The organism is Kribbella sp. CCNWLW201 (genome assembly GCF_037203805.1).
Lineage (GTDB): Bacteria > Actinomycetota > Actinomycetes > Propionibacteriales > Kribbellaceae > Kribbella.
Genome location: NZ_JBBCBQ010000009.1, coordinates 106,124 through 130,996, shown reverse-complemented (window position 1 = coordinate 130,996; position 24,873 = coordinate 106,124). Strand labels below are relative to the sequence as shown.

The following is a 24,873-nucleotide window of genomic DNA, read 5'->3' as shown; positions in this document are numbered from 1 at the left end:
GCATGGCGGGGTGTGGCGACCTGGTGATCGGGCAGTTGGAGTTCTACTGGGAGTTCCATCTGTGGCCGCGGCTTCAGGGGCTGACGGATGACGAGTACCTGTGGGAGCCGGCCGAGGGCGCGTGGTCGGTGCGGCCCGACGAGAGTGGGCGGATCGTCGTCGACCACGAGGACCCGGTGCCGGATCCACCACCGCTGACGACGATCGCCTGGCGGTTGGTGCATGTCGGAGTCGGCTGCTTCGCGACCCGGGTGAGCACGTTCTTCGGGGACGGGAGTGTGCCGGACGACGCCGACATGTTCGACCCGCGGCACATCCCGGCCGACCTACCGGGTACGGCGGCCGACGGGCTGGCGTTCCTCGAGCACTGGTACCGCCGGTGGAACGAGGCGATCCGGGGCCTCGACGAGGACGCGCTGAACCAGCCGCTCGGCCCGAAGGGTGCCTACTTCGCCGACGACACCATGCTCGGCCTGATCACTCACGTGAACCGCGAGGCGATGCACCACGGCGCCGAGATCTGTTTGCTCCGCGACCTTTATCGCGCCGGTGTCGGGGGTGATCGCCGTGCCGTCGTTTGATTTGCACATCGTTTTCGACTGCGCGGATCCGGATCGGGTCGCCCGGTTCTGGATGGCCGCGTTGGGTGGGTACGACTTCCCGGTCGGCGTCCCGGAAGGCTTCGCGACCTGGGACGAGTGGGCCGACGCCAACAACATCCCGGTCGAACAGCGCAACGCCGGCCGCACCCTGGTCGACAAGGACCGCGGCACGCGCCCGGACATCTTCTTCCTCCAGGTCCCGGAATCGAAGCAGGTCAAGAACCGCGTCCACCTCGACATCAAAGTCGCCCCCGGCCTCGACGGCGACGCCCGCCGTACCGCGATCGAGTCCGAAGCCGCCCGCCTGACCACCCTCGGCGCCACCGTCGCAACCCGCCTCGATGACCACATCATCATGCGAGACCCCGAAGGAAACGAGTTCTGCCTGGCCTGAGGGGGGCGACGGTCACGTCGTACTGGCGGAACGGGTCGACAGTCCCCGCTTCCGGAAGGTCGAGGTCTACTCGGCGCGCAACTCGAGGCCGGTGTGGGTGGAGATGTGGTCGGGGATGGGGTCATGGAGGTCGCCGGTGGTGGGGATGCCGGCGGGTTCGATGACGACGATCGAGGCGCCGGTGTCGGAGAACGGCCGGTGGTAGACGCCGCGCGGTACGACGAACACCTGGCCCGGGGAGAGGGAGACGACCCGCTCGTCCGGGTCGCGGACGGCGATGCCCAGTTCGCCGTCGAGGACCAGGAAAAACTCGTCGGTGGTGTCGTGCACGTGCCAGATGTACGAGCCCGCCACCTTCGTCACGCGGACGTCGTAGTCGTTGATCCGCGCGGCGATCCGCGGGCTCCAGAGGTCGTCGAAGGTTTTCAGCACGGCCTGCAGATCGATCGGTTCGTTGCTCATGCCGTCCAGTCTTGCCGGGTGCGCGGACGGGGCGTGAGTGCTAGAAATGACAGATGCCGAAAGAATCCTCGCACCGCGTCGCCGTGATCGTCGACGACGGCTCGAACCCGTTCGAGCTCGGCGTCGCGACCGAACTGTTCGGCCTGCGCCGGCCGGAGCTGGACCGGGAGTGGTACGAGTTCAGCCTGTGTACGCCGGACCCGTCGGTCCGCATGCATTCCGGGTTCTTCACGCTGACCGGTGTCGCGGGCCTCGACCAGGCCGATGTCGCGGACACGGTGATCGTGCCGAATCGCCCCGATCCCGAGGTGCCGCCGTCGGCCGCCGTACTGGAGGTGATCCGGCGGGCCGAGCGGCGGGGAGCGCGGTTGGTGAGTTTCTGCACGGGTTCGTTCACGCTGGCGGCGGCTGGGGTGCTGGACGGACGGCGGGCGACCACCCACTGGCGATGGACCGGCACGTTCCGGCGGCTCTATCCGCAGGTCGAGTTGCTGCCCGATGTCCTGTTCGTTGACGACGGCAACGTTCTGACCGCGGCCGGAAGTGCGGCGGCACTCGATCTCGGGCTGCACCTGATCCGGACCGACCATGGTGCCGAGGTGGCGAACGCGGTGAGCAGACGGCTGGTCTTCACCGCGCACCGGAACGGTGGGCAGCGACAGTTCATCGACCAGCCGGTGCCGGCGGTCGCGGATACCTCACTGGCGCCCTTGCTCGAGTGGGCGCGTGAGCGCGTGGGGAGTCCGCTGACGGTGGCCGGCATCGCTGCCCACGCCGCGGTGAGTCAGGCAACGTTGCATCGGCGGTTCCAGGCCGAGTTGGGTACGACGCCGCTGGCATGGCTGACCCGCGAGCGAGTGGCGCTCGCCTGCCGCCTGCTCGAACGCGGCGAGGTGAGGCTGGAGGGGATCGCGAGGAGCTGCGGCCTCGGTACGGCGGCCAACCTCAGAATCCAGCTGAAACGCACCACCGGTCTGACGCCCAGCGAGTACCGCCGGCGCTTCGCACTCCGGTCAGTCGGTTGAAGTCGGGTCGGTGTGGAGGCGGATTTGCTTGATGCGGACTGACTCGTCGCCGTACAGGTCGAGTTCGCGGTGGGCGCCGTCGGGGGCCCAGCCGGCTTCGGTGTAGAAGGCGCGCAGGACGTCGTCGGTCGAGTTGACCCAGACGGTGACCCGGCTGAAGCCGTCGGCGCGGACGGTGTCGACGACCGCGTTGAGGAGGCGTGAACCGTGGCCGGCCCGGGTTGCCTCGGGCTTGATCGCGAGCTCGGCGATCAACGCGTCCCGCTGCGGATCGCCGTCCGGGTCGTCCGACGGGGTGATCGCGGCGAACCCGACCAGCGTCCGGCCGGCCAGTGCGACCATCACTCGATTGCGGGCTTCGCCCGGAGCGATCAGCGCAGCCCGCCACTGGGCCGCGAACTGCGCGGGGTTGAGGTCGGCGAGCACATCCACCGGCAGCAGTCCGGCGTACGACGTCCGCCAGGCCGCGACCTGGATCTCGCCGATCTCGTTCGCCTCAGCCGGAAGCGCCAGCCGCACACTCGTCTCCGCCACCGGCGTCTCGTCCACGCCGGACAGATCCGACAAGCTGGCAGGTTCCGGTACGCCGAAGTCACTCACGCCCACCATCCTCCCAAACCCGCCCGCGCGCCCCACCGCCGGGCAACGACCTTGAGAACCCACCAACCAGATTCCGGCGCGGAAAATGGTCGGTGGGTTCTCAAGGTGGATCAGTAGACGAGGCGGCGGAGCAGTGTCTCGGCGGGGCCGCGATTGCCGCGCTTGCTCATCGCGTACGCGCCGATCACGGAGACGATCCAGACGGCGATCGCGGTCAGCGCCGCGGTGTACGCCGTACTGCCGAAATCGAGGTCGAGGGTGAACGGAGCCAGCAGCGCCATCCAGCAGACCGACTGGAACAGGTAGCCCGACATCGACCGCTGACCGAGTGCGGCCATCGCCCGGACCGGAAGCGTGAGCCGGGTCAACCGCGCGACCAGCAGACCGAACAGAGCGACGTACCCAGGCCCGCCGAACATCCCACTCACGTGCGACAAGTAGCTCAGCGCATCGACTGCGGCGGCGTCGACCTGCAGCCAGCCGGCGCCGACGAGTGCGAGCGGCAGACCACCCAGGATCGTGATGCCCAGGCCGGCACAGGCCGCAGTGCGCAGCAAGGTCCGGTGCGCGGCCGGGTTCTCCAGGATCTGCTTGCGGGCGGCCCAGATGCCCAGCCAGACGACCATGATGAAGCCGACCACGCTGGCCGTGTGCAGCGGGTACTCGTGCAGCCGGTCGACCAGGCTCGCGCCGTACGACGAAGCCGCAAGCGACGGGTTCGGGCTGTTGGTGAGTGAATGCGCGGGACCGGAACTGTTCCCCACGGCGACGAAAGCCTGGAAGCCGGCGTAGAGCACGTAGAGGACTTCGAAGACCCAGATGCCGAGCACGATCCGGTGGAACTTGTCGCCGCGGTTGAGCAGCAACAGGGTGCAGATGATCCCGACGATCCCGTAGGCGCCGAGGAAGTCACCGAAGTACAGCAGGGTCGCGTGGACGGCGCCGAAGGCGATCAGCCAGCCGTTCCGCTTCAGCAGGATTCGTCGTACGGCGCTCGTCGTCGCGCCGGCCGATCGCTGCCGCCGGGCCAGCTGGACCAGGCCGTAGCCGAACATCACCGCGAACACCGGGTAGGCCCTGGCGTCCACGAGCGTGAGCTTGAGGAAGTTGAGGATGCGCTCGAGGTCGTGTGGCGTACTTTCGACGCCCGGCTGGCCCGCGAACGCGAAGTTGGCGCTGTTGGCCAGCCCGATCAGCAGCAGCATCGCGCCGCGGATCAGGTCGGGTGCGAGTGCGCGTTCCTTACCGGTGACCGGCCCGCGGTGGTCGGCGGCCGGGAGAGTCATCGTGGTCACGGGATCCGCCCCTGTCAGAGAAACTGTTTAGTCCTTGCACTGAAATACTCCCCGGGTGCCGGACCTGGACCCAGTGCGATGCCACCACCTAAGAAGGTGGAGCTAGCACCACCGTCCGACTTTGTGACACTTATCCGCTGATCTGGACAGAAAGTGTCACAACTCGGCTATGCTGGCCGGCATGGACAGCTTCCAGGCGACGATCGCCGCCGACGGCCGGATCGAGCCGCGGGACGCGATGCCGGAGGGGTACCGCAAGACCCTGATCCGGCAGATCGCGCAGCACGCGCACTCGGAGATCATCGGCATGCAGCCGGAGGGCAACTGGATCAGTCGCGCGCCGTCGCTGCGCCGCAAGGCGATCCTGATGGCCAAGGTGCAGGACGAGGCCGGTCACGGGCTCTACCTGTACGCCGCCGCCGAGACGCTCGGCGTGGATCGGGCGGATCTGCTCGACCTGCTGCATAGCGGCCGGCAGAAGTACTCCAGCATCTTCAACTACCCGACCCTGACCTGGGCCGACATCGGCGCGATCGGCTGGCTGGTCGACGGCGCCGCGATCGTCAACCAGGTCCCGCTCTGCCGCTGCTCCTACGGGCCGTACGCGCGGGCGATGGTCCGGGTTTGCAAGGAGGAGTCCTTCCACCAGCGGCAGGGGTTCGAGATCCTGCACACGCTGTGCAACGGCACTCCAGCGCAGAAGGCGATGGCGCAGGACGCGCTGGACCGCTGGTGGTGGCCGTCGCTGATGATGTTCGGCCCGCCGGACTCCGCGTCCACGCACTCGGAGCAGTCGATGGCGTGGGGGATCAAGCGGCACAGCAACGACGAACTGCGCCAGCGCTTCGTCGACATGACCGTCCCGCAGGCCGACGTACTCGGTCTTCGCGTGCCTGACGACGGACTGTCGTACGACGAGGAGACGGGGCACTACCGCTTCAGTGAGCCGGACTACACCGAGCTGTACGAGGTGGTGAAGGGCAACGGGCCGTGCAACCGGCAGCGGCTCGCGCACCGCGTGAAGGCGCACGAGGACGGCGCCTGGGTCCGTGAGGCTGCAGCGGCGTACGCATCGAAGCGGGTTTTGAAGGAGGGTGCCGCGTGAACGAGCGGAGCGAGTTCACAATTCAGTACAGCGAGCAACGCTCATGGGCGCCCGGAGCGAAGCGAGGACGTTCATGAGCGTGGAGCCGCTGTGGGAGGTGTTCATCCGGTCTCGCCGTGGACTGTCGCACACGCATGTGGGCAGCCTGCATGCGCCGGACGCGACGATGGCGCTGCGCAACGCGCGGGACGTGTACACGCGTCGGCAGGAGGGTGTGTCGATCTGGGTGGTGCGCGCTGCTGACATCACCGCGTCGAGCCCGGACGAGAAGGACGAGTTCTTCGACCCGGCCGGCGACAAGGTCTACCGGCACCCGACCTTCTACCAGGTCCCGGAAGGCGTCGAACACCTGTGAACGACCTCTTCACCTACACACTTCGCCTCGGCGACGATGCGCTGATCTCGGCACAGCGCACCGCCGAGTGGATCGCTGCCGCCCCGCAGCTCGAGGAAGACGTTGCTCTCGGCAACATCGGCCTCGACCAGCTCGGGCAGGCCCGATCGCTGCTGCAGTATGCCGGTCAGGTCGAGGGGGAGGGGCGGTCCGAGGACGACCTCGCCTACTTCCGCGACGAGCGCGACTTCCTCAACCTGCAGCTGTGCGAACTCCCGAACGGCGACTTCGCGCATGCGATGGCTCGGTTGCTGTACTTCGCGACGTACCAGCACCTGCTGTACGACGAGCTGCGGGGGAGTGCTGACGAGATGCTGGCCGGTGTCGCGGGCAAGGCGGTCAAGGAGGTCGCGTACCACGTCGACCACGCGACCCAATGGGTGCTGCGACTCGGTGACGGGACCGAGGAGAGTCACCGCCGGATGCAAGCCGGGCTGGAGGGGTTCTGGCCGTACACCGCGGAGCTGTTCGAGTCCGACGACCTCGTACGGCGTCTTGCCGTCGCTGTGGACCCGTCCACGCTGCAGGACGAGTGGGAGCGGCGGGTGATGGCCGTGATCGACGAATCCACGTGTAGCAGGCCGGCAGCGTCGTACCAGCACACTGGCGGTCGGTCTGGCCGGCACACCGAGCACTTGGGGTTCCTGCTCGCCGAGCTGCAGCACGTGGCCCGCTCGCACCCGGGGGCGACATGGTGACGGACACGGCCATCCTCGAGGCCGTTGGCGAGGTGGCGGACCCTGAGGTGCCGGTGCTGACGATTGCGGATCTCGGTGTGCTGCGTGGGGTTCGGCATGAGGGCGATGAGGTCGTCGTGACGATCACACCGACGTACTCCGGCTGTCCTGCGATGGACGTGATCCGGCACGAGGTCGAGCTGACGCTCCAGGCGTTGCACGTCGATGGCCGGGTCGAGACGGTGCTGTCGCCGGCCTGGACGACGGACTGGATGAGTGAGGCGGGCAAGGCGAAGCTGGTCGAGTACGGGATCGCTCCGCCGACCGGTCGCCGTGCTGCCGGGCCGGTGATGTTGAGTCTCGCGGTCCGGTGCCCATTGTGTGGGTCGCCGGACACTGTGGAGCTCAGCCGGTTCGGGTCGACGTCGTGCAAGTCGCTGTGGCGGTGCAACGCGTGCCGCGAGCCTTTTGATCACTTCAAGGTGTTGTGATGACGACTACGACTCTGGCCCGGCGGCGGGCGGTCTTCCATCCGTTGCGGGTGGCCGCGATCGAGGCGATCACCGACGACTCGGTTGCGATCACCTTCGAGGTGCCGCCCGAGCTGGCGGACGACTACGAGTTCACCGCGGGTCAGCATCTGACCATCCGCCGTACCGGTGAGGACGTACGACGCAGCTACTCGATCTGCTCGCCGGCCGGTTCCGGCGTACTGCGGATCGGCGTGAAACGGATCCCGGGTGGCGAGTTCTCGGCGTACGCGGCGCACGAGTTGAAGGTCGGCGACGAGCTCGAGGTGATGACCCCGCTCGGCCGGTTCGGTACGACGCTCGATCCGGCGAACGCGAAGCACTATGCGTTCGTTGCCGCGGGCAGCGGGATCACGCCGGTGCTCTCACTGGTCGCGACCATCCTCGCCACCGAGCTGATGAGCCGGGTCACCTTGCTGTACGGGAACCGGACGGCCGGGTCGGTGATGTTCGCCGACGAGCTGGCCGACCTGAAGGATCGGTACGCCGAACGGCTGCACCTGGTCCATGTGTTGTCGCGGGAGACGACCGAGGTCGAGTTGTTCAGCGGCCGGATCGACGCCGAGCGGCTCGGGCGGATGTTCGAGACGATCCTGCCGGTTGAGAGCGTCGACGAGTGGTTCCTGTGTGGGCCGTACGCGATGGTCGTCGGCGCGCAGGAGTTGCTGCTCGGGAAGGGCGTTCCGCGTGAGCACGTGCATGCTGAGCTCTTCCACGTCGGTGACGAGGCCCCCACGGCTCCGATCGAGGAGGCCCCGGTCGACGAGAACGCCGCCGAGGTCACGGTGATCCTGGACGGCCGCCGGTCGAGCTTCCCGCTGGCCGAGCACTCGAAGGCCGTGCTGGACGCGACTCTCGCCGTACGCAGCGACGCACCATTCGCCTGCAAGGGCGGTGTCTGCGGCACCTGCCGCGCCAAGGTGATCGAGGGCTCGGTCCGCATGGACACCAACTGGGCCCTGGAACCCGACGAAATCCGAGCCGGCTACGTCCTCACCTGCCAATCCCACCCCACCACCCCAAAGGTCACCCTGGACTACGACGCATAAAACAGCCCGCCGCGTGGGTGCACGCGGCGGGCTGGTGTTCGTGGAACCTCAGTCGGTGCCGGATTCCATGGCGGCTCGGTCGAGGAGTTCGTCCTGTCCTGTGGCTTCGCCGCGGGAGGCGATGGCTTCGGCGCCGCCGGTGGGCATCGGGCCGATGAGGTCGGTGGAGGAGGCCAGCGCGGGGTTGGTGGAGCCGAACATGCCGAGACCGGCGTACTGCTCGAGCTTCGAGCGGGAGTCGGCGATGTCCAGGTTCCGCATGGTCAGCTGGCCGATCCGGTCGACCGGGCCGAAGGCGGAGTCCTCGATCCGCTCCATCGACAGCTTGTCCGGGTGGTAGCTGAGCGCCGGGCCGGTGGTGTCGAGGATCGAGTAGTCCTCACCCCGCCGCAGCCGCAACGTGACCTCACCGGTGACCGCCGTACCGACCCACCGCTGCAGGGACTCCCGCAGCATCAGCGACTGCGGGTCCAGCCAGCGGCCTTCGTACATCAGCCGCCCGAGCCGCCGGCCCTCGTTGTGGTAGTTCGCCAGCGTGTCCTCGTTGTGGATCGCGCTGACCAGCCGTTCGTACGCCGCGTGCAGCAGAGCCATCCCGGGAGCCTCGTAGATGCCCCGGCTCTTGGCCTCGATCACCCGGTTCTCGATCTGGTCCGACATGCCCAGGCCGTGCCGGCCGCCGATCGCGTTGGCCTCCAGCACCAGGTCGACCGCGGAGCCGAACTCCTTGCCGTTGATCGTCACCGGCCGGCCCTGGACGAAGCCGATGGTGACGTCCTCCGGCAGGATCTCGACCGACGGGTCCCAGTGCTTGACGCCCATGATCGGGTCGACCGTCTCGATCCCGGTGTCGAGGTGCTCCAGCGTCTTCGCCTCGTGGGTGGCGCCCCAGATGTTCGCGTCGGTGGAGTAGGCCTTCTCGGTGCTGTCCCGGTACGGCAGGCCGTGGGTGACCAGCCACTCGGACATCTCCTTACGGCCACCGAGCTCGGTGACGAAGTCCGCGTCCAGCCAGGGCTTGTAGATCCGCAGATGAGGGTTTGCCAGCAGGCCGTAGCGGTAGAACCGCTCGATGTCGTTGCCCTTGAAGGTCGACCCGTCGCCCCAGATCTGGACGTCGTCGTCGAGCATCGCCCGGACCAGCAGAGTGCCGGTCACCGCCCGCCCGATCGGGGTGGTGTTGAAGTACGTCCGCCCGGCCGAACGGATGTGGAACGCACCGCAGGCCAATGCGGCCAGGCCCTCCTCGACCAGCGCCGCCCGGCAGTCGACCAGGCGGGTCAGCTCGGCGCCGTACGCCGTGGCGCGACCCGGGACGGAGGCGATGTCGGGCTCGTCGTACTGACCGAGATCGGCGGTGTAGGTGCAGGGGACGGCGCCCTTGTCCCGCATCCACGCGACCGCGACCGACGTGTCGAGACCACCGGAGAAGGCGATGCCGACCCGCTCACCAACAGGCAGAGAAGTAAGAACCTTGGACACAGGAAAAGTATGCACTCCTCTGAATGATTATGCAAACCCAGCCAACCCTCCACCCCCGGTCTCGACGGGACCGCGCGACTGAAGCCACCGTGCCGACGTATACGGCGCGCGGGTGAAGCCACCGTGCCGACTGTGGCCACCGTGCGGCAGGAGAGCGCTTGCCGGCCGCACGGTGGCCACACTCGATGGCTTGCCGGCACGGTGGCTTCAGTGGCGGGTGCTTTCCGCGGTGGGCGCTCCGCGTGGCGGGTGGGTGCAGGGGGTGCGGGTTGGGAGGATGTGCCGGGTCGATGAGGGGAGTGGGGCGCCATGATGGGGCGGTCGCATGCGTTGTCGGGGTGGTGTGCCGGGCTGGTGGTGGCGCCGCTCATCGGGCTGACCACGGTGGCTGAGGTGGTGCCGTTCGCCGCGGCCACGGCCGGCTACGCGCTGGTGCCGGACCTGGATCACCCGGGTGCTCGCGCGTCCCGTCTGGTCGGTCCGCTGACCCGCATCGTCTCGGAAGCGGTCCGCGCCTTCTCCAGCGTCCTCTACAACCTCACCAAGGGTCCCCGCGACGAGGACAGCACCGGCAAACACCGCCACGCGACACACACCCTCGTGGCCGCGATCCTGCTCGGCATGCTCGCCGCCAGCGCGGGTGATCGCGGCAAGTGGGCAGTCCTCGCCGTAGCTGTCACCGGTCTGCTCCTAGCGGCCGACGTACTAGGGGACTGGCTGATCGTCCTAGTGCTCGGCGCCACCGCCTGGTCCGTCGCCGGTACGGCGTTACCCGGTACGACGGCCGCGGACGCCGTACAAGCTGGTCTGACCGGCATCGGTGCGTGGATCGGAGTGGCGGTTGCGCTCGGCATGTTCGTTCACTGCCTCGGCGACAGCCTCACCCGTTCCGGCTGCCCGTGGTTGTGGCCGCTGCCGATCCGCGGTGAGACCTGGTACGAGATCCGCCTCCCCCGACCGCTCCGCTTCCGGACCAACGGCTGGTTCGAGCGCCTGATCATCGTCCCGCTCCTGCTCGGCGCCGCCGTACTGCTGCTCCCTGGCGCCCTGCAGGCGGTCGAGCGGGTCTTCGACGCCACCTCGATCTGGATCGCGGGTCAGTAGTCCTGAACCTGTCCCATCAGGTACGACGGAACGCCGCCGGCCTCGAGTGATGCCGCGAAGCGCTGCTGATTGCGGGCGCCGGGCCAGGCCTCGTAGTAGAAGAGCGGCAACGCGAGCGCAGCCCCGATCAGGACGACCCAGAAGCTGTCGATCACGAAGGCGAGCGGGATCGAGAGAAGGAACACAGCCTCGCAGAGCGCGAACCGCACGAACGTCGACGTGGTGAACCGCCGCCACGACTCCGCCCCGATCTCGGCCGCCGGCCGGCTGGTGTGCTCGAGAGGAGCGGTGCGGAAGCCGAACAGTTCGCAGAAGGCATAGGCCAGTGCGGCGGCGAGGAGCACGATCGACGGCGCCCACAGGGGTGGGAACTCACCGATTCCGTCGACGGCCAGCACGAACCACAGGGTGAGCGTCATGAGCGGGATCGCGGCCACCATGGCACCGCAGGTCATCGTCAGGGTCCGCTGAGCGGGGGAGGCAGTCGGCACGCGCCAGAGCGTAGCGGCTCCGGAAGTCACCCGAATTGTCGACAATCAGCGATCAATCGATGACAGAGAGTATTCACAGAATTTTTTCCTGACTTTTTTGCCGGAACCTGTAACGCCTATCGGGCCCGGCCCGATAGGACGAGTGAGCCTGGTGGCTGCCCGGACCCCCGAGCGGACAGCCATCAGGCCTACTCATTTCTCCGAGGCTGCGGAGCGGTAATCTGAGCCCCATGTCTTTGGGATCGAGCACAGTCTCCGCAGCAATGACCGCCGCGGCTGAGCCGCCGTTCGGCCGCCTGACGACGGCGATGATCACTCCGTTCCGGCCTGACGGCTCGCTCGATCTCGACGCTGCGCAGAAGGTGGCCTCCTACCTGGTCGATCGCGGCAACGACGCGCTGATCATCAACGGGACCACCGGCGAGGCGCCGACCACCTCGGATCAGGAGAAGGTCGAGCTGGTCAAGGCGGTGCTGGAAGCGGTCGGGGACCGGGCCAAGGTGGTCGCAGGCGTCGGGACCAACGACACCGCGCACACGATCGAGTGCGCGAAGCAGGCCGAGGCCGCCGGTGCGGACGGTCTGCTCGTCGTCACGCCGTACTACAACAAGCCTCCGCAGGACGGGCTGCGCGCGCACTTCACCGCGGTCGCCGACGCCACCGGCCTGCCGATCCTGGTCTACGACATCCCCGGCCGGGCCGGGGTGGAGATCAAGTCCGAGACTCTGATCGCGCTCGCCGAGCACCCGCGGATCGTCGCGGTGAAGGACGCCAAGGGTGACGTGGCCGGGGCCACCAAGGTGCTGGCGAACACCGATCTGTTCTACTACTGCGGTGCCGACGAGTTGAATCTCGCCTGGCTCGCGATCGGTGCGGTCGGCGTCGCCAGCGTCGTCGCGCATGTCGCGAGCGAGCCGTACCGGCAGCTGATCGACGCCGTGGTGGCCGGCGACCTCGTCACCGCACAGAAGATCGACCGACGGCTGGTGCCCGCCGTCGAGGCGATCATGACCAGGACCCAGGGCGCCATCATGGTGAAGGCCGCGCTCAAGCTGGCCGGCGTCATCGAGCACGCGACACTCCGGTCGCCGTTGGTTGAGGCGACCGCCGAGCAAGTGGACTGGCTCACCACCGACCTCAAGACGGCAGGACTGATTGCATGAGCCATCCCCATCCAGATCTCGACGCGCCCGGACCGCTGGCCCCGGGCGCTTTGCGGGTCATCCCCCTCGGCGGCCTCGGCGAGGTCGGCCGCAATATGACGGTGTTCGAGTACGACGGCAAGCTGCTGGTCGTCGACTGCGGCGTACTGTTCCCGGACGAGAACCAGCCCGGTGTGGACCTGATCCTGCCGGACTTCGAGCCGATCCGGGACCGGCTGCACGACATCGTCGCCGTCGTCCTGACCCACGGCCACGAGGACCACATCGGCGGCCTGCCCTACCTGCTGCGCGAGCGGGGTGACATCCCGGTCATCGGCTCGCAGCTCACGCTCGCGCTGCTGGAGGGCAAGCTCAAGGAGCACCGGCACCGCAACGTGCCGCAGCAGACCGTGGTGGAGGGCGAGTCACTCCAGATCGGCCCGTTCGTCTGCGAGTTCATCGCCGTCAACCACTCGATCCCGGACGCGCTGGCGGTGGCGATCAAGACGCCGGCCGGCCTGGTGCTGCACACCGGCGACTTCAAGATGGACCAGTTGCCGCTGGACAACCGGATCACCGACCTGCGCGCCTTCGCCCGGCTCGGCGAGGAGGGCGTGGACCTGTTCTGCGTCGACTCGACCAACTCCGAGGTGCCCGGCTTCACCACCCACGAGCGCGATATCGCGCCGGTGCTGGACGGCGTCTTCACCAAGGCGAAGAACCAGCGCATCATCGTCGCCTGTTTCGCCTCGCACGTGCACCGGGTCCAGCAGGTGATGGACGCGGCCGTGAAGCACCGTCGCAAGGTCGCGTACGTCGGCCGGTCGATGGTCCGCAACATGGGTGTGGCCCGTGATCTCGGCTTCCTGAACGTGCCCGGCGACACGCTGATCGACATGCGCGAGCTGGACAACTACCCGCCGGAGCAGGTCGTGCTGGTCTCGACCGGATCCCAGGGCGAGCCGATGTCGGCGCTGTCCCGGATCGCGGCCATGGACCACCACGTCGTCCAGATCCAGCCGGGTGACACCGTCGTACTCGCGTCGTCCCTGATCCCCGGCAACGAGAACTCGGTCTACCGGGTGATCAACGGGCTGACCCGGCACGGCGCGAACGTGATCCACAAGGGCAACGCGCTGGTGCACGTCTCCGGTCACGCCAGCGCCGGCGAGTTGCTGTACTGCTACAACATCGTCAAGCCGCGCAACGTGATGCCGGTGCACGGTGAGATCCGGCATCTGCACGCGAACGCGGCGCTGGCCATCCAGACCGGTGTCCCGGCGCAGAACGTGGTCGTGGTCGAGGACGGTGTGGTGGTCGACCTGATCGACCGCAAGGCCGTCGTGGCCGGCAAGGTGGACTGCGGGTACGTGTTCGTGGACGGGTCCACGGTCGGCGACATCACCGAGACCTCGCTGAAGGACCGCCGGATTCTCGGCGACGAGGGTTTCATCTCGGTCATCGCCGTGATGGACTCGGTCACCGGCAAACTGACAGCCGGGCCGGAGATCCATGCGCGCGGGTTCGCCGAGGACGACACTGTCTTCGACGACCTCAAGCCGAAGATCGAGGCGGAGATCGAGAAGGCGATCGGCGGCGGTGTGGACGACATGTACCAGCTGCAGCAGGTGATCCGCCGGGTGGTCGGCAAGTGGGTCAGCGACACCCACCGCCGCCGCCCGATGATCATCCCGGTCGTCGTGGAGAGCTGAGAGCGGGAGAGAGGGCCGGCGATGACGATCAGCGGTGTGAACGGCGCAGGTCAGCGCCGGCCCACGATGAAGGAGGTCGCGGCCCGGGCCGGGGTCGCGCTCAAGACCGTCTCCCGGGTGGTGAACGAGGAGCCGAACGTCAGCCCGGAGCTGACCGCCAAGGTCCAGGCCGCGATCAAGGAGCTCAACTACACCCCGAACGAGAGCGCCCGGATGCTGCGCCGGGGCAAGACCGGGACGATCGCGGTCGTCATCCGCGACATCGGCGACCCGTTCTTCGCCTCACTCGGCCGCGCGGTCGAGCTCTGGGCCCGCTCGAGTGGCTCGGTGGTGATGATCGGTCTGACCGACGAGGATCCGGACCGGGAGCGCGAGGTCTGCCTGGAGTTCGTCGCCCGCCGGCCGGACGCGCTGATCATGGCGCCGATCGGGGAGACCCAGGAGTACCTCGCGCCGCACGTCGACGCCGGGATGGCGGTGGTCACGATCGACCGCCCGGCGCACGGGATCGAGGCGGACGCCGTACTGGCCGACAATGCCGGCGGCATCGACCAGGCGATCGACCACCTGGTCCGGCAGGGGCACCGGCGGATCGCGTACCTCGGTGACGACGAGCGGATCTTCACCGCCCGCGAGCGGGTTGTCGCCTACCGGGCCGCGATGGCCCGGCACCGGATCGAGGTGGACGAGGACCTGGTCCACCTGTCCGAGCCCACCACCGAGGGCATCGGCATCACGCTGTCCGCCGTACTGGATCGTCCGGAGCCGGCCACTGCGTTGCTATCGGCAAACAACATGACCACGGCCGAGGTGCTGCGCGGCCTCGCGGGCCGGCGGGACCGGGTCGCGCTGGTCTCCTTCGACGACCTCGCCCTCGGCGACCTGCTCAGCCCCGGGCTGACCGCGGTCGCCCAGTCGGCCGATGTGATGGCTCGTACGGCGATCCAGCTGATGACCGAGCGCCTTCCGGAGCCGCACCGGCCGGGCCGGACGGTCCGCGTTCCGGTGAAGCTCACGATCCGAGGCTCAGGCGAGATCCCGCCGTCCAGCTAGCCGCAGCTGCGCCGCCATCGGGCAGTCGAACGGATGCCGTGACTTGAGGGGGCGGCTCGGCAGAGTGCCAGGGGTTCACTTGCGGTACAGCTCGACGAGCGGGCACTGGAACGGGTCGCGGGCCCGGAGACCGACGTTGTTCAGATAGTCGATGACGATCTTGTACGACGAGAACAGGCCGACCTCGGTGTACTTGACCCCGTGCAGTTCGCAGTACTCGCGCACGATCGGCTGGACCTGCTTGAGGGTCGGCCGGGGCATGCTCGGGAACAGGTGATGCTCGATCTGGTAGTTCAGCCCGCCGAGCGCGAAGTCGACCATCACCCCACCGCGGACGTTGCGTGACATGAGTACCTGACGGCGGAGGAAGTCGAGCTTCATCGTGGCCGGTACGAGTGGCATCCCTTTGTGGTTCGGCGCGAACGACCCGCCGAGGCAGATCCCGAATACGGCCAACTGCAGCCCGAGGAAGGCGCTCGCCTTGCCGATCGGCAACAGCAGCAACAGCACCGTGACGTACCCGCCGAGCCGGGTCAGGATGATCGCGGCCTCGATGCGCTCGACCGTCGTCGCCGACCGGTGGAGCAGGTGGCGCAGACTGGCGACGTACAGGTTGAGCCCTTCCAGGGTGAGCAGGGGAAAGAAGAGCCAGCCCTGGCGACGGGCCAGCCATCCACTCAGGCCCGTCCGTTCCGCGACCTGTCCGGGGGTGAAGGCCACGACTCCGGCGCCGATGTCGGGATCACGGTCCAGTTGGTTCGGAGCCGCGTGGTGACGACTGTGCTTCGACCGCCACCAGCCGGCGCTCATCCCGATCAGCCCACAGCCCAGCAGGCGGGCGGTCCAGTCGTTCCAGGCGGCGGAGTCGAAGATCTGCCGGTGCGCGCTGTCATGGCTGAGGAACGCGACCTGCGTCAGCACCAGCGCGAGCGCGCCGGCCAGGAGTAGTTGCAGCCAGGAGTTGCCGAGCAGGCCGACACCGACCCAGACCGCCGCGAATGCGGCGATCACGAGGCCGATACGAGTCCAGTAGTACCCGCGCCGGCGCCGGAGCAGGCCGAGTTCCCGGACGGTCCGGGCCAGATCGGTGTAGAGGTTCGTGTACCGCTGCTGCGGCCGCTGCGGATGGTCGTCCGCGACAAGCTGTGACATGAGAAGACCCCGGTCCGGAGTGCATCGGTCGATGCGCCACCGGGTCCGGGGCAGCGCCACGAGAGGTGGCTGATATCTCCACGGAACCACGCCCGGCTCTCACGCGCAAGCCGCCGTACAGCTGCCCTGGTCAGCGGTGCGGAAGTGGGCGATTCCGGCCTAGCGCCGCAGTTCCGTGGCGAGTGGGCACTGGAACGGATCGCGAGCCCTGAGGCCGACGTTGTTCAGGAAGTCGACGATGATCCGGTACGACGCGAACAGTCCGACTTCGGTGTACTTGATGCCGTGCAAGGCGCAGTACTCGCGGACGATCGGCTGGACCCGCTTCAGGTTCGGCCGGGGCATGTTGGGGAACAGATGGTGCTCGATCTGGTAATTCAGGCCGCCCATCGCGAAGTCGGTGAGTACGCCGCCACGGATGTTGCGTGACATCAGGACCTGGCGGCGGAGGAAATCGAGTTTCATGGTGGCCGGGACGAGCGGCATGCCCTTGTGGTTCGGCGCGAACGAGGCGCCGAGGCAGACGCCGAACACGGCGAGCTGAATGCCGAGGAAGGCGCTGGCCTTGCCGACCGGAAGGAGCAGATACAGCGCGGCGAGGTAGCCGGCGAGCCGCGAGACCACGACCGCCGCCTCGACGCGTTCCACCCGGGTCGCGCCACGGCGGAAGAGATGCTGCAGGCTCGACACGTGCAGGCTGATCCCTTCGAGCGTCAGCAGCGGGAAGAACAGCCAGCCTTGCCGGGCGGCGAACCACTGGCCGACCGGCCCGCGCTTCGTGACGGCATCCGGAGTGAAGGCGACGACACCGAGGTCGACGTCGGGGTCTTTGCCGAGCTGGTTCGGCGCGTTGTGGTGCTTGGAGTGCTTGTTGCGCCACCAGGTGATGCTCATCCCGGCGATCCCGCTCGCGAGGATGCGTGCCGTCCAGTCGTTCCAGGCGGCCGAGTGGAAGATCTGCCGGTGCGCGCTGTCGTGGCTGAGGAACGCGACCTGGACCAGGACGAGGGCGAGGGCGCCGGCGATCAGCAACTGGAACCAGGAGTTGCCGAGCAGGATGACACCGGTGACGATCCCACCGAGCGCGACCAGCACCAGCCCGATCCGGATCGAGTAGTAGGTCGGTCGCCGGCGCAACAGGCCGAGGTCCCGCACGGTGTGGAGGAGGTCGCTGTAGAGGCTCGCGTGGCGCTGCTGCGCCCCCCGCGGATGTACGTCGTCGGCAAGAGTGTGCGACACGTGGTTGCTCCGTCCGGTAGTGCATCGGTCGATGCGCTACCGGGTCCAGGGCAGCGGCACGAGAGGTGGCCCGTCGCCCCCTACGGAACCATGCCGGACGGCCGCACACAACCGGCGGCCGGAGCGTCGCGGCTGAATTGGCAGGTCGTTCGCTCCGCGGTCACGCGGCTGTCATTCGGCTCGGTCAGATTCGTCACATGAACTTGAGCCGCCGCCAGCTCCTGGCCGCATCCACCGTCGCCGGCGCGTCCCTGGCCCTGCCCGGGGTCGCCGCCGCGACGCCGAACCTTGTCCGACGCGACCGGCCCGCGCTGCCGTCCGGGATCATGTCCGGCGACGTGACCGCGAACTCCGCTGTCGTCTGGTCCCGCACCGACCGCCGCGCCCGTCTCGTCGTCGACCTGACCAGCCACGGCCGGTTCGACCGGGCGATCCGGCTGCGCGGCCCGGTCACCGGACCCGACGCCGACTTCACCGCGCAGCTGCCGCTGAAGGGCCTGCGCCCGGGCCAGCGGTACGACTACCGGATCTCGTTCGAGGACTCCGACGGCCGCCGCGGCGAGTCGCTCGAGGGCTCCTTCAGTACGCCGGGACGCAACCGCGGACTCTCGTTCGTCTGGACCGGCGACACCGCGGGGCAGGGTTACGGAATCAACCCGGAGCTCGGCGGCATGGCGGCGTACCAGGCCATGCACGACACCCGGCCGGACTTCTTCCTGCACTCCGGCGACAACATCTACGCCGACGGCCCGATCGCGGCCGAGGTGAAGGTTGCCGACGGCACCGTCTGGAAGAACGTGGTGACCGAGGAGGTCTCGAAGGTCGCCGAGACGCTGGCCGAGTACCGCGGCCGGTACAAGTACAACCTGCTCGACGACAACGTGCGGGCGCTGTATGCCGACGTACCGATCATCAGCCAGTGGGACGACCACGAGACAGTGAACAACTGGTACCCGGGGGAGATCCTGGCCGACACCCGGTACACCGAGAAGCGGGTCGACGTACTGGCAGCCCGGGCGCGGCAGGCGTTCCTCGAGTACCTGCCGATGGAGCACACGGCGGGGCGCGGCCGGATCTACCGCAAGGTGAGCTACGGACCGCTGGTCGACATCTTCTGCCTGGACATGCGGACGTATCGCGACACCAACCCGAAGCCGGACGTCGCCGGGGAGGTCGCGATCCTTGGCGAGGAGCAGGCCAAGTGGCTGGTCCGCGAGGTGGCCGCGTCGAAGGCGACCTGGAAGGTGATCGCCAGCGACATGCCGATCGGCCTGCTCGTCCCGGACGGCACCGAGATCGAGGCGGTCGCCAACGGCCTGCCGGGTGCGCCGGGCGGTCGCGAGCACGAGATCGCCTGGGTGCTGAGCCAGTTCAAGCGGCGCAAGGTCCGCAACGCGATCTGGCTGACCGCGGACGTGCACTACTGCGCCGCCCACCACTACGACCCGTCGCGGGCGGCCTTCACCGACTTCGACCCGTTCTGGGAGCTCGTCGCCGGCCCGATCAACGCGGGCACGTTCGGGCCGAACTCACTGGACTCGACGTTCGGACCGAAGGTCGAGTTCGTCAAGGCGGCCGACTTCCCGAACCAGCCCCCGAGCGGCGGCAACCAGTTCTTCGGCCACGTCGACATCGACCCGCGGACCGGCGTCTTCACCGCGTCGCTGCGCAACCTCTACGGCAAGGTGCTCTGGACGCAGGACATCCACCCAGCCCGCTGAGGGCCCGTCGTACTCACCGGCCCCGGCGCCTGTGCGGAATGCCGCCCACCAGGGCCGGTGGGTACGACGCTCACTGCTCAGACGCGCGAGCGTACGGCGGCGAGCCGTTCCGTGAGGACGGCGGCGCCCGGCCCCGCCAGCTCAGGCAGGACGACCTGACGCCCGGTGAGCAGGAGCAGGAGGGACAGCACCGGACCGCGGAGCTCCGGTCCCTCACCCACGCTCCAGTCGGTGTCGGTGGCGACCATGCGGAGACCGTCGTACGGCAGCGACTTGAACACACTTGCCGTCCGTCGTCCGCCCCTCGACGACTGGTAGTCCCACACGCGCGACGCGGCCGTCGCCGAAACCTCGGGCGGGACCGGAAGCGAGCGGCCCAGTGGAACCGCGATGTCCTGCCCGTGGACGACGATGTCGATCAGCGTCTCGAACGGGGTGACGCCCACGTTGTGCCGGCGCGAGCCGACCATGCCGCGGATCTCCGCGATCATCTGCTCGGTCGGCATTCCCGAGCGGCCGCGGGCGAACGTGTGGATCATCCGGTTCATCCCGCCGAGCGGCGGATGACGCAGGGCGAGGCGGAGCCCGTCCCAGATGGTCAGCTGCTGCATCGTGAGGTGGGCGGCGACGTCGCGCACCGTCCAGCCCTCGCAGAGCGACCGGCGGTTCCAGTCAGCAGGGCTGAGCGTTGCCAGCAGGTCGGTCGTCCGGAGTCGCTGAGTGTCGATCGCGGCCCAGAGGTCGTCCTCGTTCATGACTGTCCTTTCCGTCGGTCGGCAGGTAGCGCACGTCCGGCGGCGTGGAGCGGGTGCGCTTGAGTTCGAAGAAGTCGCGGCAGCCGGCGAGCAGGCGGACGCCGTCGAAGAGTCGCAGCGCGTCGTCGCCGCGCGGGATCGCGTTGAGGACAGGCCCGAAGAACGCGACTCCGTCGATGTGGATGACCGGTGTGCCGGCTTCCAGTCCGACCGGCAGGGTGCCCTCGTCGTGACTGCGCCGTAGGAGCCAGTCGTACTCCGCGGTGTCGGCGGCGTCCGCGAGCGTCGTCGGCAGCCCGGCCGTGGTGAGGGCCTCGATCGAGGCGGCGCGGTACTCCGTCTTGGTCGGATAGCGCCAGTGGTCGAAGATCCGGTCGCCGAAGGCGTGGTGCCAGGCCTGGAAGGCGTCTGGTCCGTGGCGCGCGACCACCGCGGTCGCAACCCGGGACGGGCCGCTCATCCCGGCGAGCCGGCGGCGGTAGTTCTCGTCGACGGCTCGGCTCTCGTTCAGCATGAGCAGACTCATCACGTGGTAGCGGAGCTCGAGGTCCCGGCGCGCGGCGACCTCTCGCAACCAGCACGCCACCACCCACGTGTACGGGCAGACGGGGTCGACGTACAGGTCGATGCGCGGCGCGGTGTGGAGGCCGCCGTCGGTCTGTCTGCGGGCGGTTTCAGTGCGCTCCCGGAACCCTGCGGTTGGTACGACGCCTGTGCGCTTGGCGAAGTAGTCCGTGGTGACTTTGTCCCACAGGTCGAGGTCGGCGCCGGTGTGATCGTTCTGCATGTCCCCAGCGTCCACCGCCGGTGTCGCGGGCGCATCGTGCGAAATGCTCACTCGCTACTCAGAGCCGTGCTGACGGGCTGCCCAGGCCGCGACCTGGGCCCTGTTCGCGAAGCCGAGCTTGCCGAGGATGTGCTGGACGTGGTTCGAGGCGGTCCGTTCGGAGATGACCAGCGCGGTGGCGATCTCGCGGTTGCTGAGCCCGTCGGCGACGAGCCGGGCGACCTCGCGCTCGCGCGGGCTCAGCGGGTCGTCAGGTGTCGCCAGTTGCCCGAGTCGTTCCGCCCACGGTGCCATGCCCAGAGCGCGTGCCAGCGGCAGCGATTCCCGCGCCACCGCGTGGGCTTGCGATCGGTCCCCGGAACGCTCGAGGGCCTCGGCCAGCAGACAGGCGGACTCGACCGCGAAGCCGGGTGCCCCGATCGTCCGGCACAGGTCACCGGCTTTCCGGAGGTCGGCGATGGCCGTGTCCCACTCGCCGAGCGACGCGGCGCAGAGACCGAGGTTCAGCTCGACCGGTCCGAGGAAGTTGGTCGCGCCCGCGCCGCCTACGACGTGCCGGCCCCGATGAGGTTCCAGCCGGGCTTGGCAGTCGCGTACGTCGTCAGTCGCGCCGACGGCCGCCGCGACCCTGGCCGCGAAGGTGTACAGAGGGAGCTCGAAAGCACGCAATCCCTGCCAGGAGCCGGGCCGGCCGCAGCGCTGGTACAGCGCGGCGGCCTCCTCGAGGCGGCCCGCGTCGACGAGGACGAAGGCGCGGAGGAGGCGGGCGCCGAGGTCCCAGCGAATGTCGGTTCCGAACTCCCAGGCTGCGGTCCCCAGCAACTCGTCGGTGTGGCCACGATGGTGGCCGAGCAGCATCCGGAAGGCGACCTCGGCGCCATGGGCCGCGGGATGTCCGATCCGCCGGAAGCCGGCGAGGGCGTCGTCGAGCAGGACCTCGGCATCCTCGAACTCCGCCCGGGCCAGCGCGAGCGCGGCGCGGGTGATCTGGACGTGCCACTGGCCGTGCGGACCGCCGACACGCCCGGCGCAGCTCGCGATCCGCCCGATCTCGGCGCCGATCGCGGCCAGGTCACCGGCGTACCACAGCGCATCGACCCGCCACAGGCGGCCACGCAGCTCGATGTCGGCCAGACCGGTCGACGTCCCGAGCTCGATCATCCGTTGCGCGGCGGCGACCAGTTCGTCGACGTCGTCGGGTCCGCTGGTGGCGAGTTGGCGTGCGGTGAGTGCCTCGGCGAGTAGGTCGACGTCGCCGATGGTCTCTGCCTGGTCGAGGGCGTCACTGCTCGCGGCCAACGCCTCGCGCCAGCGCGCGAGGTAGATGGCCGCCTGCGTCTGCCGGGCGAGCAGGTGGACGCGCATGCGTGGTGATAGGCCGGGAGAGGCCAACGCCTCGGTGCACCACTGGTGGATGTCACCGTCCCACGCAGACTGTCCGACCGGCTCCAGCGTGACTGCAGCCTCGGCAAGCAGGTCGGCTGCCCGTGATCCGCGGGCGGCCGTGACGACGGCCTGCGTGGTGGCATGGGCGGTCGCAAGATCACCGGCGCGGACAGACGCCACCGTCAGACGGAGCTGCAGTCTGGCCCGTTCGAGCGGGTCGGGCGTCGCCGCGACGGCTCCGGACCAGTGCCGCGCGATCTCCGCCGGGTCGGCCGTCGGGTCCGGTTCCAGCGCTTCGGCGGTGCGGCGGTGTAGGTCAATGCGGTCCGTCAGAGGCAACCTGGCCTCGGCATCCCGGCGGGCGGCCTCGTCTGCGAACCAGGCTTCGCCGGAGTCCGGTGCTATGACGAGCACGCCGGTGCGGACCAAGGCGTCGATGGCGGCGAGGAAGTCGTCGGCCGGCAGGTCGACGACCCGACTGAGGACCTCCAGGCGCACCCGCTCGCCGGCCACGGCGGCGGCACCCAGCACCTGGTCTGCGATGGGGTCGACCGGCCGGGTGTTCGTCACGCTCGCAGTGTGACCGGCCGGTGCGCGACTTCGCCAGCCCGGCCGACTGTTGAAGGTTGCACTTGCCCGTTAAGTTTGTCCGCATGACCTACCCGGAGAGCCGCCGCGACGGCGTGGTCGAGACGCTGCACGGACACCAGATCGCCGATCCGTACCGCTGGCTGGAAGACCCTGACTCGCCCGACACCCAGGACTGGGTCACTCGGCAGAACGCGTTCACCGAGGCCGAGCTCTCGACCTATCCCGAGCGCGACTGGTTCCAGAGCACCATGTCCGCGATCCTGGCCCGGCCGCGGGCCGGTGTACCGGTGAAGAAGGCCGGCTGGTACTTCGTCGGCCGCAACGACGGCACCCAGGCGCAGGACATCGTGTACGTCGCTGAGTCCCTGGACGAACTGCTCTCCGCCGGCCGGGTGCTGATCGACCCCAACACGCTGTCCGCTGACGGCACTGACTCGTTGGGCTCGTTCACTGTCAGCCCCGATGGCAAGTACTTTGCCTATGGCATCAATGAGAGCGGCAGCGACTGGACGACGTTCCGGCTGCTCGACATCGCCACCGGTACTCCTGTGGACGACTTGGTGACGGAGGCCAAGTTCTGCGAAGCCACGTGGCTGCCCGACAGTTCGGCGTACCTCTACCTGCACTACCCGACGAGTGGCCGCAGCGAGGGCACTGAGACGAAGACACTGGCTGGCGGCCGGCTGATGATGCACAAGGTCGGCACGCCGCAGTCCGAGGACGAGCTGGTGCTGAGCTTCCCGGACAACGACACCTACTTCATCATGCCCGAGGTGTCCGAGGACGACCGCTATGTCGTCGTACACATCACCGAAGGCACTGACCCGGCCACGCGGCTGTGGGTCTACCCGATCACCTCCGACGGCCTCGGCGAGCCGGTCAAGGTGGTTGACTACTTCGCGGACGAGATCGCCTTCGTGCGGATGTCCGGTGACGCATTGGTACTGCGCACTGATCGCGACGCATCCCGTGGTCGCGTCGTACTCGCGTCTCTCGACGGACACTTCACCGACCTGATCCCAGAAGGCGACAACACCCTGCAGGCAGTCCGCGGCACTGCAGCCGACCTGGCAGTCCTGACACTGGTCGACGCCCAGCCCGTGCTGACTCTGTATGAGCTGGACGGCTCCGGTGCGCGCGTAGTCGACGTACCGGGCGGGGGAGTGGTCGGTCTCAACGCCTCCCCGGAGCACGACGAGCTCTTCATCGGTCTGTCGACCACGGTCGACCCCACGCTCTCGTATGTGGTGTCGACCGGGTCAGGCGACGTACGTGCGTTGCCGGAGCTCGTCCGCGGCGCCGGTGGGTTCACCTCGCCGTCCGTCACGGTGACACGACGGGTCGAGCCGGGCCGCGAGGTGCCGTACTTCCTGATCACCCGCTCCGACCTGGACTTCTCACAACCCCGGCCGACCCTGCTCTGGGGGTACGGCGGCTTCCGCATCCCGATCCTGGCCGACTACCGGCCGGGCTGGCCAGGTTGGCTCGCGGCCGGCGGTGTGCTGGTGATCGCGAACCTGCGTGGTGGCGGTGAATACGGCAGCGACTGGCACGAGGCCGGACGGCTGAAGAACAAGCAGAACGTCTTCGACGACTTCATCGCCGTCGCAGAGCACCTGCGGGACACCGGCGTGACCACTCCGGCGCAGCTGGCCATTCACGGCCGCAGCAACGGCGGTCTGCTCGTCGGCGCGGCCATGACGCAGCGGCCGGACCTGTTCGCGGTCGCACTGCCGGGCGTCGGTGTGATGGACATGCTGCGGTTCCACCTGTTCACAGTGGGCGCCGCGTGGGCCTCGGACTTCGGGCACCCCGACGATGCCGAGCAGTTCGAGGACCTGCTGGCCTACTCGCCGCTGCATCGGTTGCGCGACGGTACGGCGTACCCGGCCACTCTCGTGGTCACCGGTGACCACGATGACCGGGTGGTGCCGCTGCACAGTCACAAGTTCATCGCCGCGTTGCAGCATGCCCAGTCCTCCGCCGAACCTGTGTTGACGCGGGTAGAGGTCAACACCGGTCACGGCTTCGGGAAACCCGCCGCGATGGTCGCGTCGGAATGGGCGGACCTACTGGCGTTCGCTGCTCACCACGTAGGTCTCGTTCCTCCTGAGCAGTAGGAGGG

24 protein-coding genes are annotated in these 24,873 nt (G+C 68.5%); 14 read left to right on the top strand and 10 right to left on the bottom strand.

Features of this window, described 5'->3' with window-relative positions:
• Window positions 1-2: 2 nt before the first annotated feature.
• Together V9K99_RS31275 and V9K99_RS31270 are read left to right on the top strand one after the other, a co-directional pair.
• Entirely contained in the window at window positions 3-581 is a 579-nt protein-coding gene (locus tag V9K99_RS31275; RefSeq protein ID WP_337008948.1) for a DinB family protein, read from the top strand.
• Window positions 568-996 carry a VOC family protein gene (locus V9K99_RS31270; protein ID WP_337008946.1) on the top strand — a complete coding sequence of 143 codons (429 nt, stop codon included), beginning with the start codon at window positions 568-570 and terminating at the stop codon, window positions 994-996. The genes V9K99_RS31275 and V9K99_RS31270 overlap by 14 nt, the downstream gene beginning before the upstream one ends.
• A gap of 66 nt (window positions 997-1,062) precedes the next feature.
• Here the strand turns inward: V9K99_RS31270 and V9K99_RS31265 are convergent, their stop codons facing one another.
• Window positions 1,063-1,458 carry a cupin domain-containing protein gene (locus V9K99_RS31265; RefSeq protein WP_337008944.1) on the bottom strand — a complete coding sequence of 132 codons (396 nt, stop codon included), beginning with the start codon at window positions 1,456-1,458 and terminating at the stop codon, window positions 1,063-1,065.
• Between the two features lie 53 nt (window positions 1,459-1,511).
• On the opposite strand from V9K99_RS31265, the gene V9K99_RS31260 reads away from it, so the two are divergent.
• Entirely contained in the window at window positions 1,512-2,483 is a 972-nt protein-coding gene (locus tag V9K99_RS31260; RefSeq protein WP_337008942.1) for a GlxA family transcriptional regulator, read from the top strand.
• Here V9K99_RS31260 and V9K99_RS31255 read toward each other — a convergent pair.
• Together V9K99_RS31255 and V9K99_RS31250 are read right to left on the bottom strand one after the other, a co-directional pair.
• Window positions 2,472-3,092, bottom strand: a complete 621-nt coding sequence (locus V9K99_RS31255; RefSeq protein ID WP_337008940.1) for a GNAT family N-acetyltransferase — start codon at window positions 3,090-3,092, stop codon at window positions 2,472-2,474. The genes V9K99_RS31260 and V9K99_RS31255 overlap by 12 nt on opposite strands.
• 101 nt (window positions 3,093-3,193) lie before the next feature.
• A complete protein-coding gene (locus tag V9K99_RS31250) occupies window positions 3,194-4,369 on the bottom strand; it encodes a DUF418 domain-containing protein (RefSeq protein WP_337009025.1) in 1,176 nt (391 codons plus the stop codon).
• Window positions 4,370-4,559: 190 nt separating this feature from the next.
• On the opposite strand from V9K99_RS31250, the gene paaA reads away from it, so the two are divergent.
• The 5 genes from paaA (at window position 4,560) to paaE (ending at window position 8,133) form a co-directional block, all read left to right on the top strand.
• Window positions 4,560-5,483, top strand: a complete 924-nt coding sequence (paaA, locus tag V9K99_RS31245; RefSeq protein ID WP_337008938.1) for a 1,2-phenylacetyl-CoA epoxidase subunit PaaA — start codon at window positions 4,560-4,562, stop codon at window positions 5,481-5,483.
• Between the two features lie 73 nt (window positions 5,484-5,556).
• Window positions 5,557-5,838: a 1,2-phenylacetyl-CoA epoxidase subunit PaaB gene (gene paaB / locus V9K99_RS31240; protein WP_337008936.1), complete on the top strand. Its 282-nt coding sequence runs from the start codon at window positions 5,557-5,559 to the stop codon at window positions 5,836-5,838.
• The gene (gene paaC / locus V9K99_RS31235; protein WP_337008934.1) at window positions 5,835-6,575 is read left to right on the top strand and encodes a 1,2-phenylacetyl-CoA epoxidase subunit PaaC; all 741 of its coding nucleotides are present in this window, start codon (window positions 5,835-5,837) and stop codon (window positions 6,573-6,575) included. The genes paaB and paaC overlap by 4 nt, the downstream gene beginning before the upstream one ends.
• Complete coding sequence (paaD, locus tag V9K99_RS31230) at window positions 6,569-7,045, top strand: 1,2-phenylacetyl-CoA epoxidase subunit PaaD (RefSeq protein WP_337008932.1); 477 nt, start codon at window positions 6,569-6,571, stop codon at window positions 7,043-7,045. Before paaC ends, paaD begins: the two co-directional genes overlap by 7 nt.
• Complete coding sequence (gene paaE / locus V9K99_RS31225; RefSeq protein WP_337008930.1) at window positions 7,045-8,133, top strand: 1,2-phenylacetyl-CoA epoxidase subunit PaaE; 1,089 nt, start codon at window positions 7,045-7,047, stop codon at window positions 8,131-8,133. Before paaD ends, paaE begins: the two co-directional genes overlap by 1 nt.
• 48 nt (window positions 8,134-8,181) lie before the next feature.
• On the opposite strand, the gene argG is transcribed toward paaE, so the two are convergent.
• On the bottom strand, window positions 8,182-9,615 hold the full coding sequence (argG, locus tag V9K99_RS31220) for an argininosuccinate synthase (protein WP_337008928.1): 1,434 nt from the start codon (window positions 9,613-9,615) through the stop codon (window positions 8,182-8,184).
• 309 nt (window positions 9,616-9,924) lie between these two features.
• On the opposite strand from argG, the gene V9K99_RS31215 reads away from it, so the two are divergent.
• Complete coding sequence (locus V9K99_RS31215; RefSeq protein WP_337008926.1) at window positions 9,925-10,719, top strand: metal-dependent hydrolase; 795 nt, start codon at window positions 9,925-9,927, stop codon at window positions 10,717-10,719.
• On the opposite strand, the gene V9K99_RS31210 is transcribed toward V9K99_RS31215, so the two are convergent.
• Window positions 10,713-11,210 (bottom strand): hypothetical protein, encoded by a 498-nt coding sequence (locus V9K99_RS31210; protein ID WP_337008924.1) that lies wholly within the window; start codon window positions 11,208-11,210, stop codon window positions 10,713-10,715. The genes V9K99_RS31215 and V9K99_RS31210 overlap by 7 nt on opposite strands.
• A gap of 230 nt (window positions 11,211-11,440) precedes the next feature.
• Here V9K99_RS31210 and dapA point away from each other — a divergent pair, with 230 nt between their 5' ends.
• From dapA to V9K99_RS31195, 3 genes are read left to right on the top strand one after another with little or no spacing between them, the layout of a single operon-like run.
• The gene (gene dapA / locus V9K99_RS31205) at window positions 11,441-12,373 is read left to right on the top strand and encodes a 4-hydroxy-tetrahydrodipicolinate synthase (protein ID WP_442914760.1); all 933 of its coding nucleotides are present in this window, start codon (window positions 11,441-11,443) and stop codon (window positions 12,371-12,373) included.
• Complete coding sequence (locus tag V9K99_RS31200; protein ID WP_337008922.1) at window positions 12,370-14,064, top strand: ribonuclease J; 1,695 nt, start codon at window positions 12,370-12,372, stop codon at window positions 14,062-14,064. The genes dapA and V9K99_RS31200 overlap by 4 nt, the downstream gene beginning before the upstream one ends.
• Before the next feature lie 21 nt (window positions 14,065-14,085).
• On the top strand, window positions 14,086-15,117 hold the full coding sequence (locus tag V9K99_RS31195; RefSeq protein WP_337008920.1) for a LacI family DNA-binding transcriptional regulator: 1,032 nt from the start codon (window positions 14,086-14,088) through the stop codon (window positions 15,115-15,117).
• Window positions 15,118-15,192: 75 nt separating this feature from the next.
• Here the strand turns inward: V9K99_RS31195 and V9K99_RS31190 are convergent, their stop codons facing one another.
• Window positions 15,193-16,269: a fatty acid desaturase family protein gene (locus tag V9K99_RS31190; RefSeq protein ID WP_337008918.1), complete on the bottom strand. Its 1,077-nt coding sequence runs from the start codon at window positions 16,267-16,269 to the stop codon at window positions 15,193-15,195.
• Between the two features lie 159 nt (window positions 16,270-16,428).
• Entirely contained in the window at window positions 16,429-17,508 is a 1,080-nt protein-coding gene (locus V9K99_RS31185; protein WP_337008916.1) for a fatty acid desaturase family protein, read from the bottom strand.
• A gap of 197 nt (window positions 17,509-17,705) precedes the next feature.
• Between V9K99_RS31185 and V9K99_RS31180 the strand changes: the two genes are divergently transcribed.
• The gene (locus V9K99_RS31180; RefSeq protein WP_337008914.1) at window positions 17,706-19,229 is read left to right on the top strand and encodes an alkaline phosphatase D family protein; all 1,524 of its coding nucleotides are present in this window, start codon (window positions 17,706-17,708) and stop codon (window positions 19,227-19,229) included.
• A 77-nt stretch (window positions 19,230-19,306) separates the two neighbouring features.
• Here the strand turns inward: V9K99_RS31180 and V9K99_RS31175 are convergent, their stop codons facing one another.
• The 3 genes from V9K99_RS31175 to V9K99_RS31165 are packed head-to-tail and all read right to left on the bottom strand — an operon-like array spanning window position 19,307 to window position 22,727.
• On the bottom strand, window positions 19,307-19,984 hold the full coding sequence (locus V9K99_RS31175) for a maleylpyruvate isomerase family mycothiol-dependent enzyme (RefSeq protein WP_337008912.1): 678 nt from the start codon (window positions 19,982-19,984) through the stop codon (window positions 19,307-19,309).
• Window positions 19,902-20,771 (bottom strand): mycothiol-dependent nitroreductase Rv2466c family protein, encoded by an 870-nt coding sequence (locus tag V9K99_RS31170; RefSeq protein ID WP_337008910.1) that lies wholly within the window; start codon window positions 20,769-20,771, stop codon window positions 19,902-19,904. The genes V9K99_RS31175 and V9K99_RS31170 overlap by 83 nt, the downstream gene beginning before the upstream one ends.
• A 54-nt stretch (window positions 20,772-20,825) precedes the next feature.
• Window positions 20,826-22,727 (bottom strand): helix-turn-helix transcriptional regulator, encoded by a 1,902-nt coding sequence (locus tag V9K99_RS31165; protein WP_337008908.1) that lies wholly within the window; start codon window positions 22,725-22,727, stop codon window positions 20,826-20,828.
• A gap of 83 nt (window positions 22,728-22,810) precedes the next feature.
• On the opposite strand from V9K99_RS31165, the gene V9K99_RS31160 reads away from it, so the two are divergent.
• A complete protein-coding gene (locus tag V9K99_RS31160) occupies window positions 22,811-24,868 on the top strand; it encodes a prolyl oligopeptidase family serine peptidase (RefSeq protein ID WP_337008906.1) in 2,058 nt (685 codons plus the stop codon).
• Window positions 24,869-24,873: the final 5 nt, after the last annotated feature.

Coding starts and splice junctions, on each gene's coding strand:
- V9K99_RS31180 (WP_337008914.1), top strand. CDS start 17,706: ATGAACTTGAGCCGCCGCCAGCTCCTGGCCGCATCCACCGTCGCCGGC.
- paaB (WP_337008936.1), top strand. CDS start 5,557: ATGAGCGTGGAGCCGCTGTGGGAGGTGTTCATCCGGTCTCGCCGTGGA.
- V9K99_RS31265 (WP_337008944.1), bottom strand. CDS start 1,458: ATGAGCAACGAACCGATCGATCTGCAGGCCGTGCTGAAAACCTTCGAC.
- paaD (WP_337008932.1), top strand. CDS start 6,569: ATGGTGACGGACACGGCCATCCTCGAGGCCGTTGGCGAGGTGGCGGAC.
- V9K99_RS31260 (WP_337008942.1), top strand. CDS start 1,512: ATGCCGAAAGAATCCTCGCACCGCGTCGCCGTGATCGTCGACGACGGC.
- V9K99_RS31195 (WP_337008920.1), top strand. CDS start 14,086: ATGACGATCAGCGGTGTGAACGGCGCAGGTCAGCGCCGGCCCACGATG.
- V9K99_RS31215 (WP_337008926.1), top strand. CDS start 9,925: ATGATGGGGCGGTCGCATGCGTTGTCGGGGTGGTGTGCCGGGCTGGTG.
- V9K99_RS31170 (WP_337008910.1), bottom strand. CDS start 20,771: ATGCAGAACGATCACACCGGCGCCGACCTCGACCTGTGGGACAAAGTC.
- V9K99_RS31200 (WP_337008922.1), top strand. CDS start 12,370: ATGAGCCATCCCCATCCAGATCTCGACGCGCCCGGACCGCTGGCCCCG.
- V9K99_RS31190 (WP_337008918.1), bottom strand. CDS start 16,269: ATGTCACAGCTTGTCGCGGACGACCATCCGCAGCGGCCGCAGCAGCGG.
- V9K99_RS31175 (WP_337008912.1), bottom strand. CDS start 19,984: ATGAACGAGGACGACCTCTGGGCCGCGATCGACACTCAGCGACTCCGG.
- V9K99_RS31275 (WP_337008948.1), top strand. CDS start 3: ATGGCGGGGTGTGGCGACCTGGTGATCGGGCAGTTGGAGTTCTACTGG.
- V9K99_RS31160 (WP_337008906.1), top strand. CDS start 22,811: ATGACCTACCCGGAGAGCCGCCGCGACGGCGTGGTCGAGACGCTGCAC.
- dapA (WP_442914760.1), top strand. CDS start 11,441: ATGTCTTTGGGATCGAGCACAGTCTCCGCAGCAATGACCGCCGCGGCT.
- V9K99_RS31250 (WP_337009025.1), bottom strand. CDS start 4,369: ATGACTCTCCCGGCCGCCGACCACCGCGGGCCGGTCACCGGTAAGGAA.
- paaA (WP_337008938.1), top strand. CDS start 4,560: ATGGACAGCTTCCAGGCGACGATCGCCGCCGACGGCCGGATCGAGCCG.
- paaE (WP_337008930.1), top strand. CDS start 7,045: ATGACGACTACGACTCTGGCCCGGCGGCGGGCGGTCTTCCATCCGTTG.
- V9K99_RS31255 (WP_337008940.1), bottom strand. CDS start 3,092: ATGGTGGGCGTGAGTGACTTCGGCGTACCGGAACCTGCCAGCTTGTCG.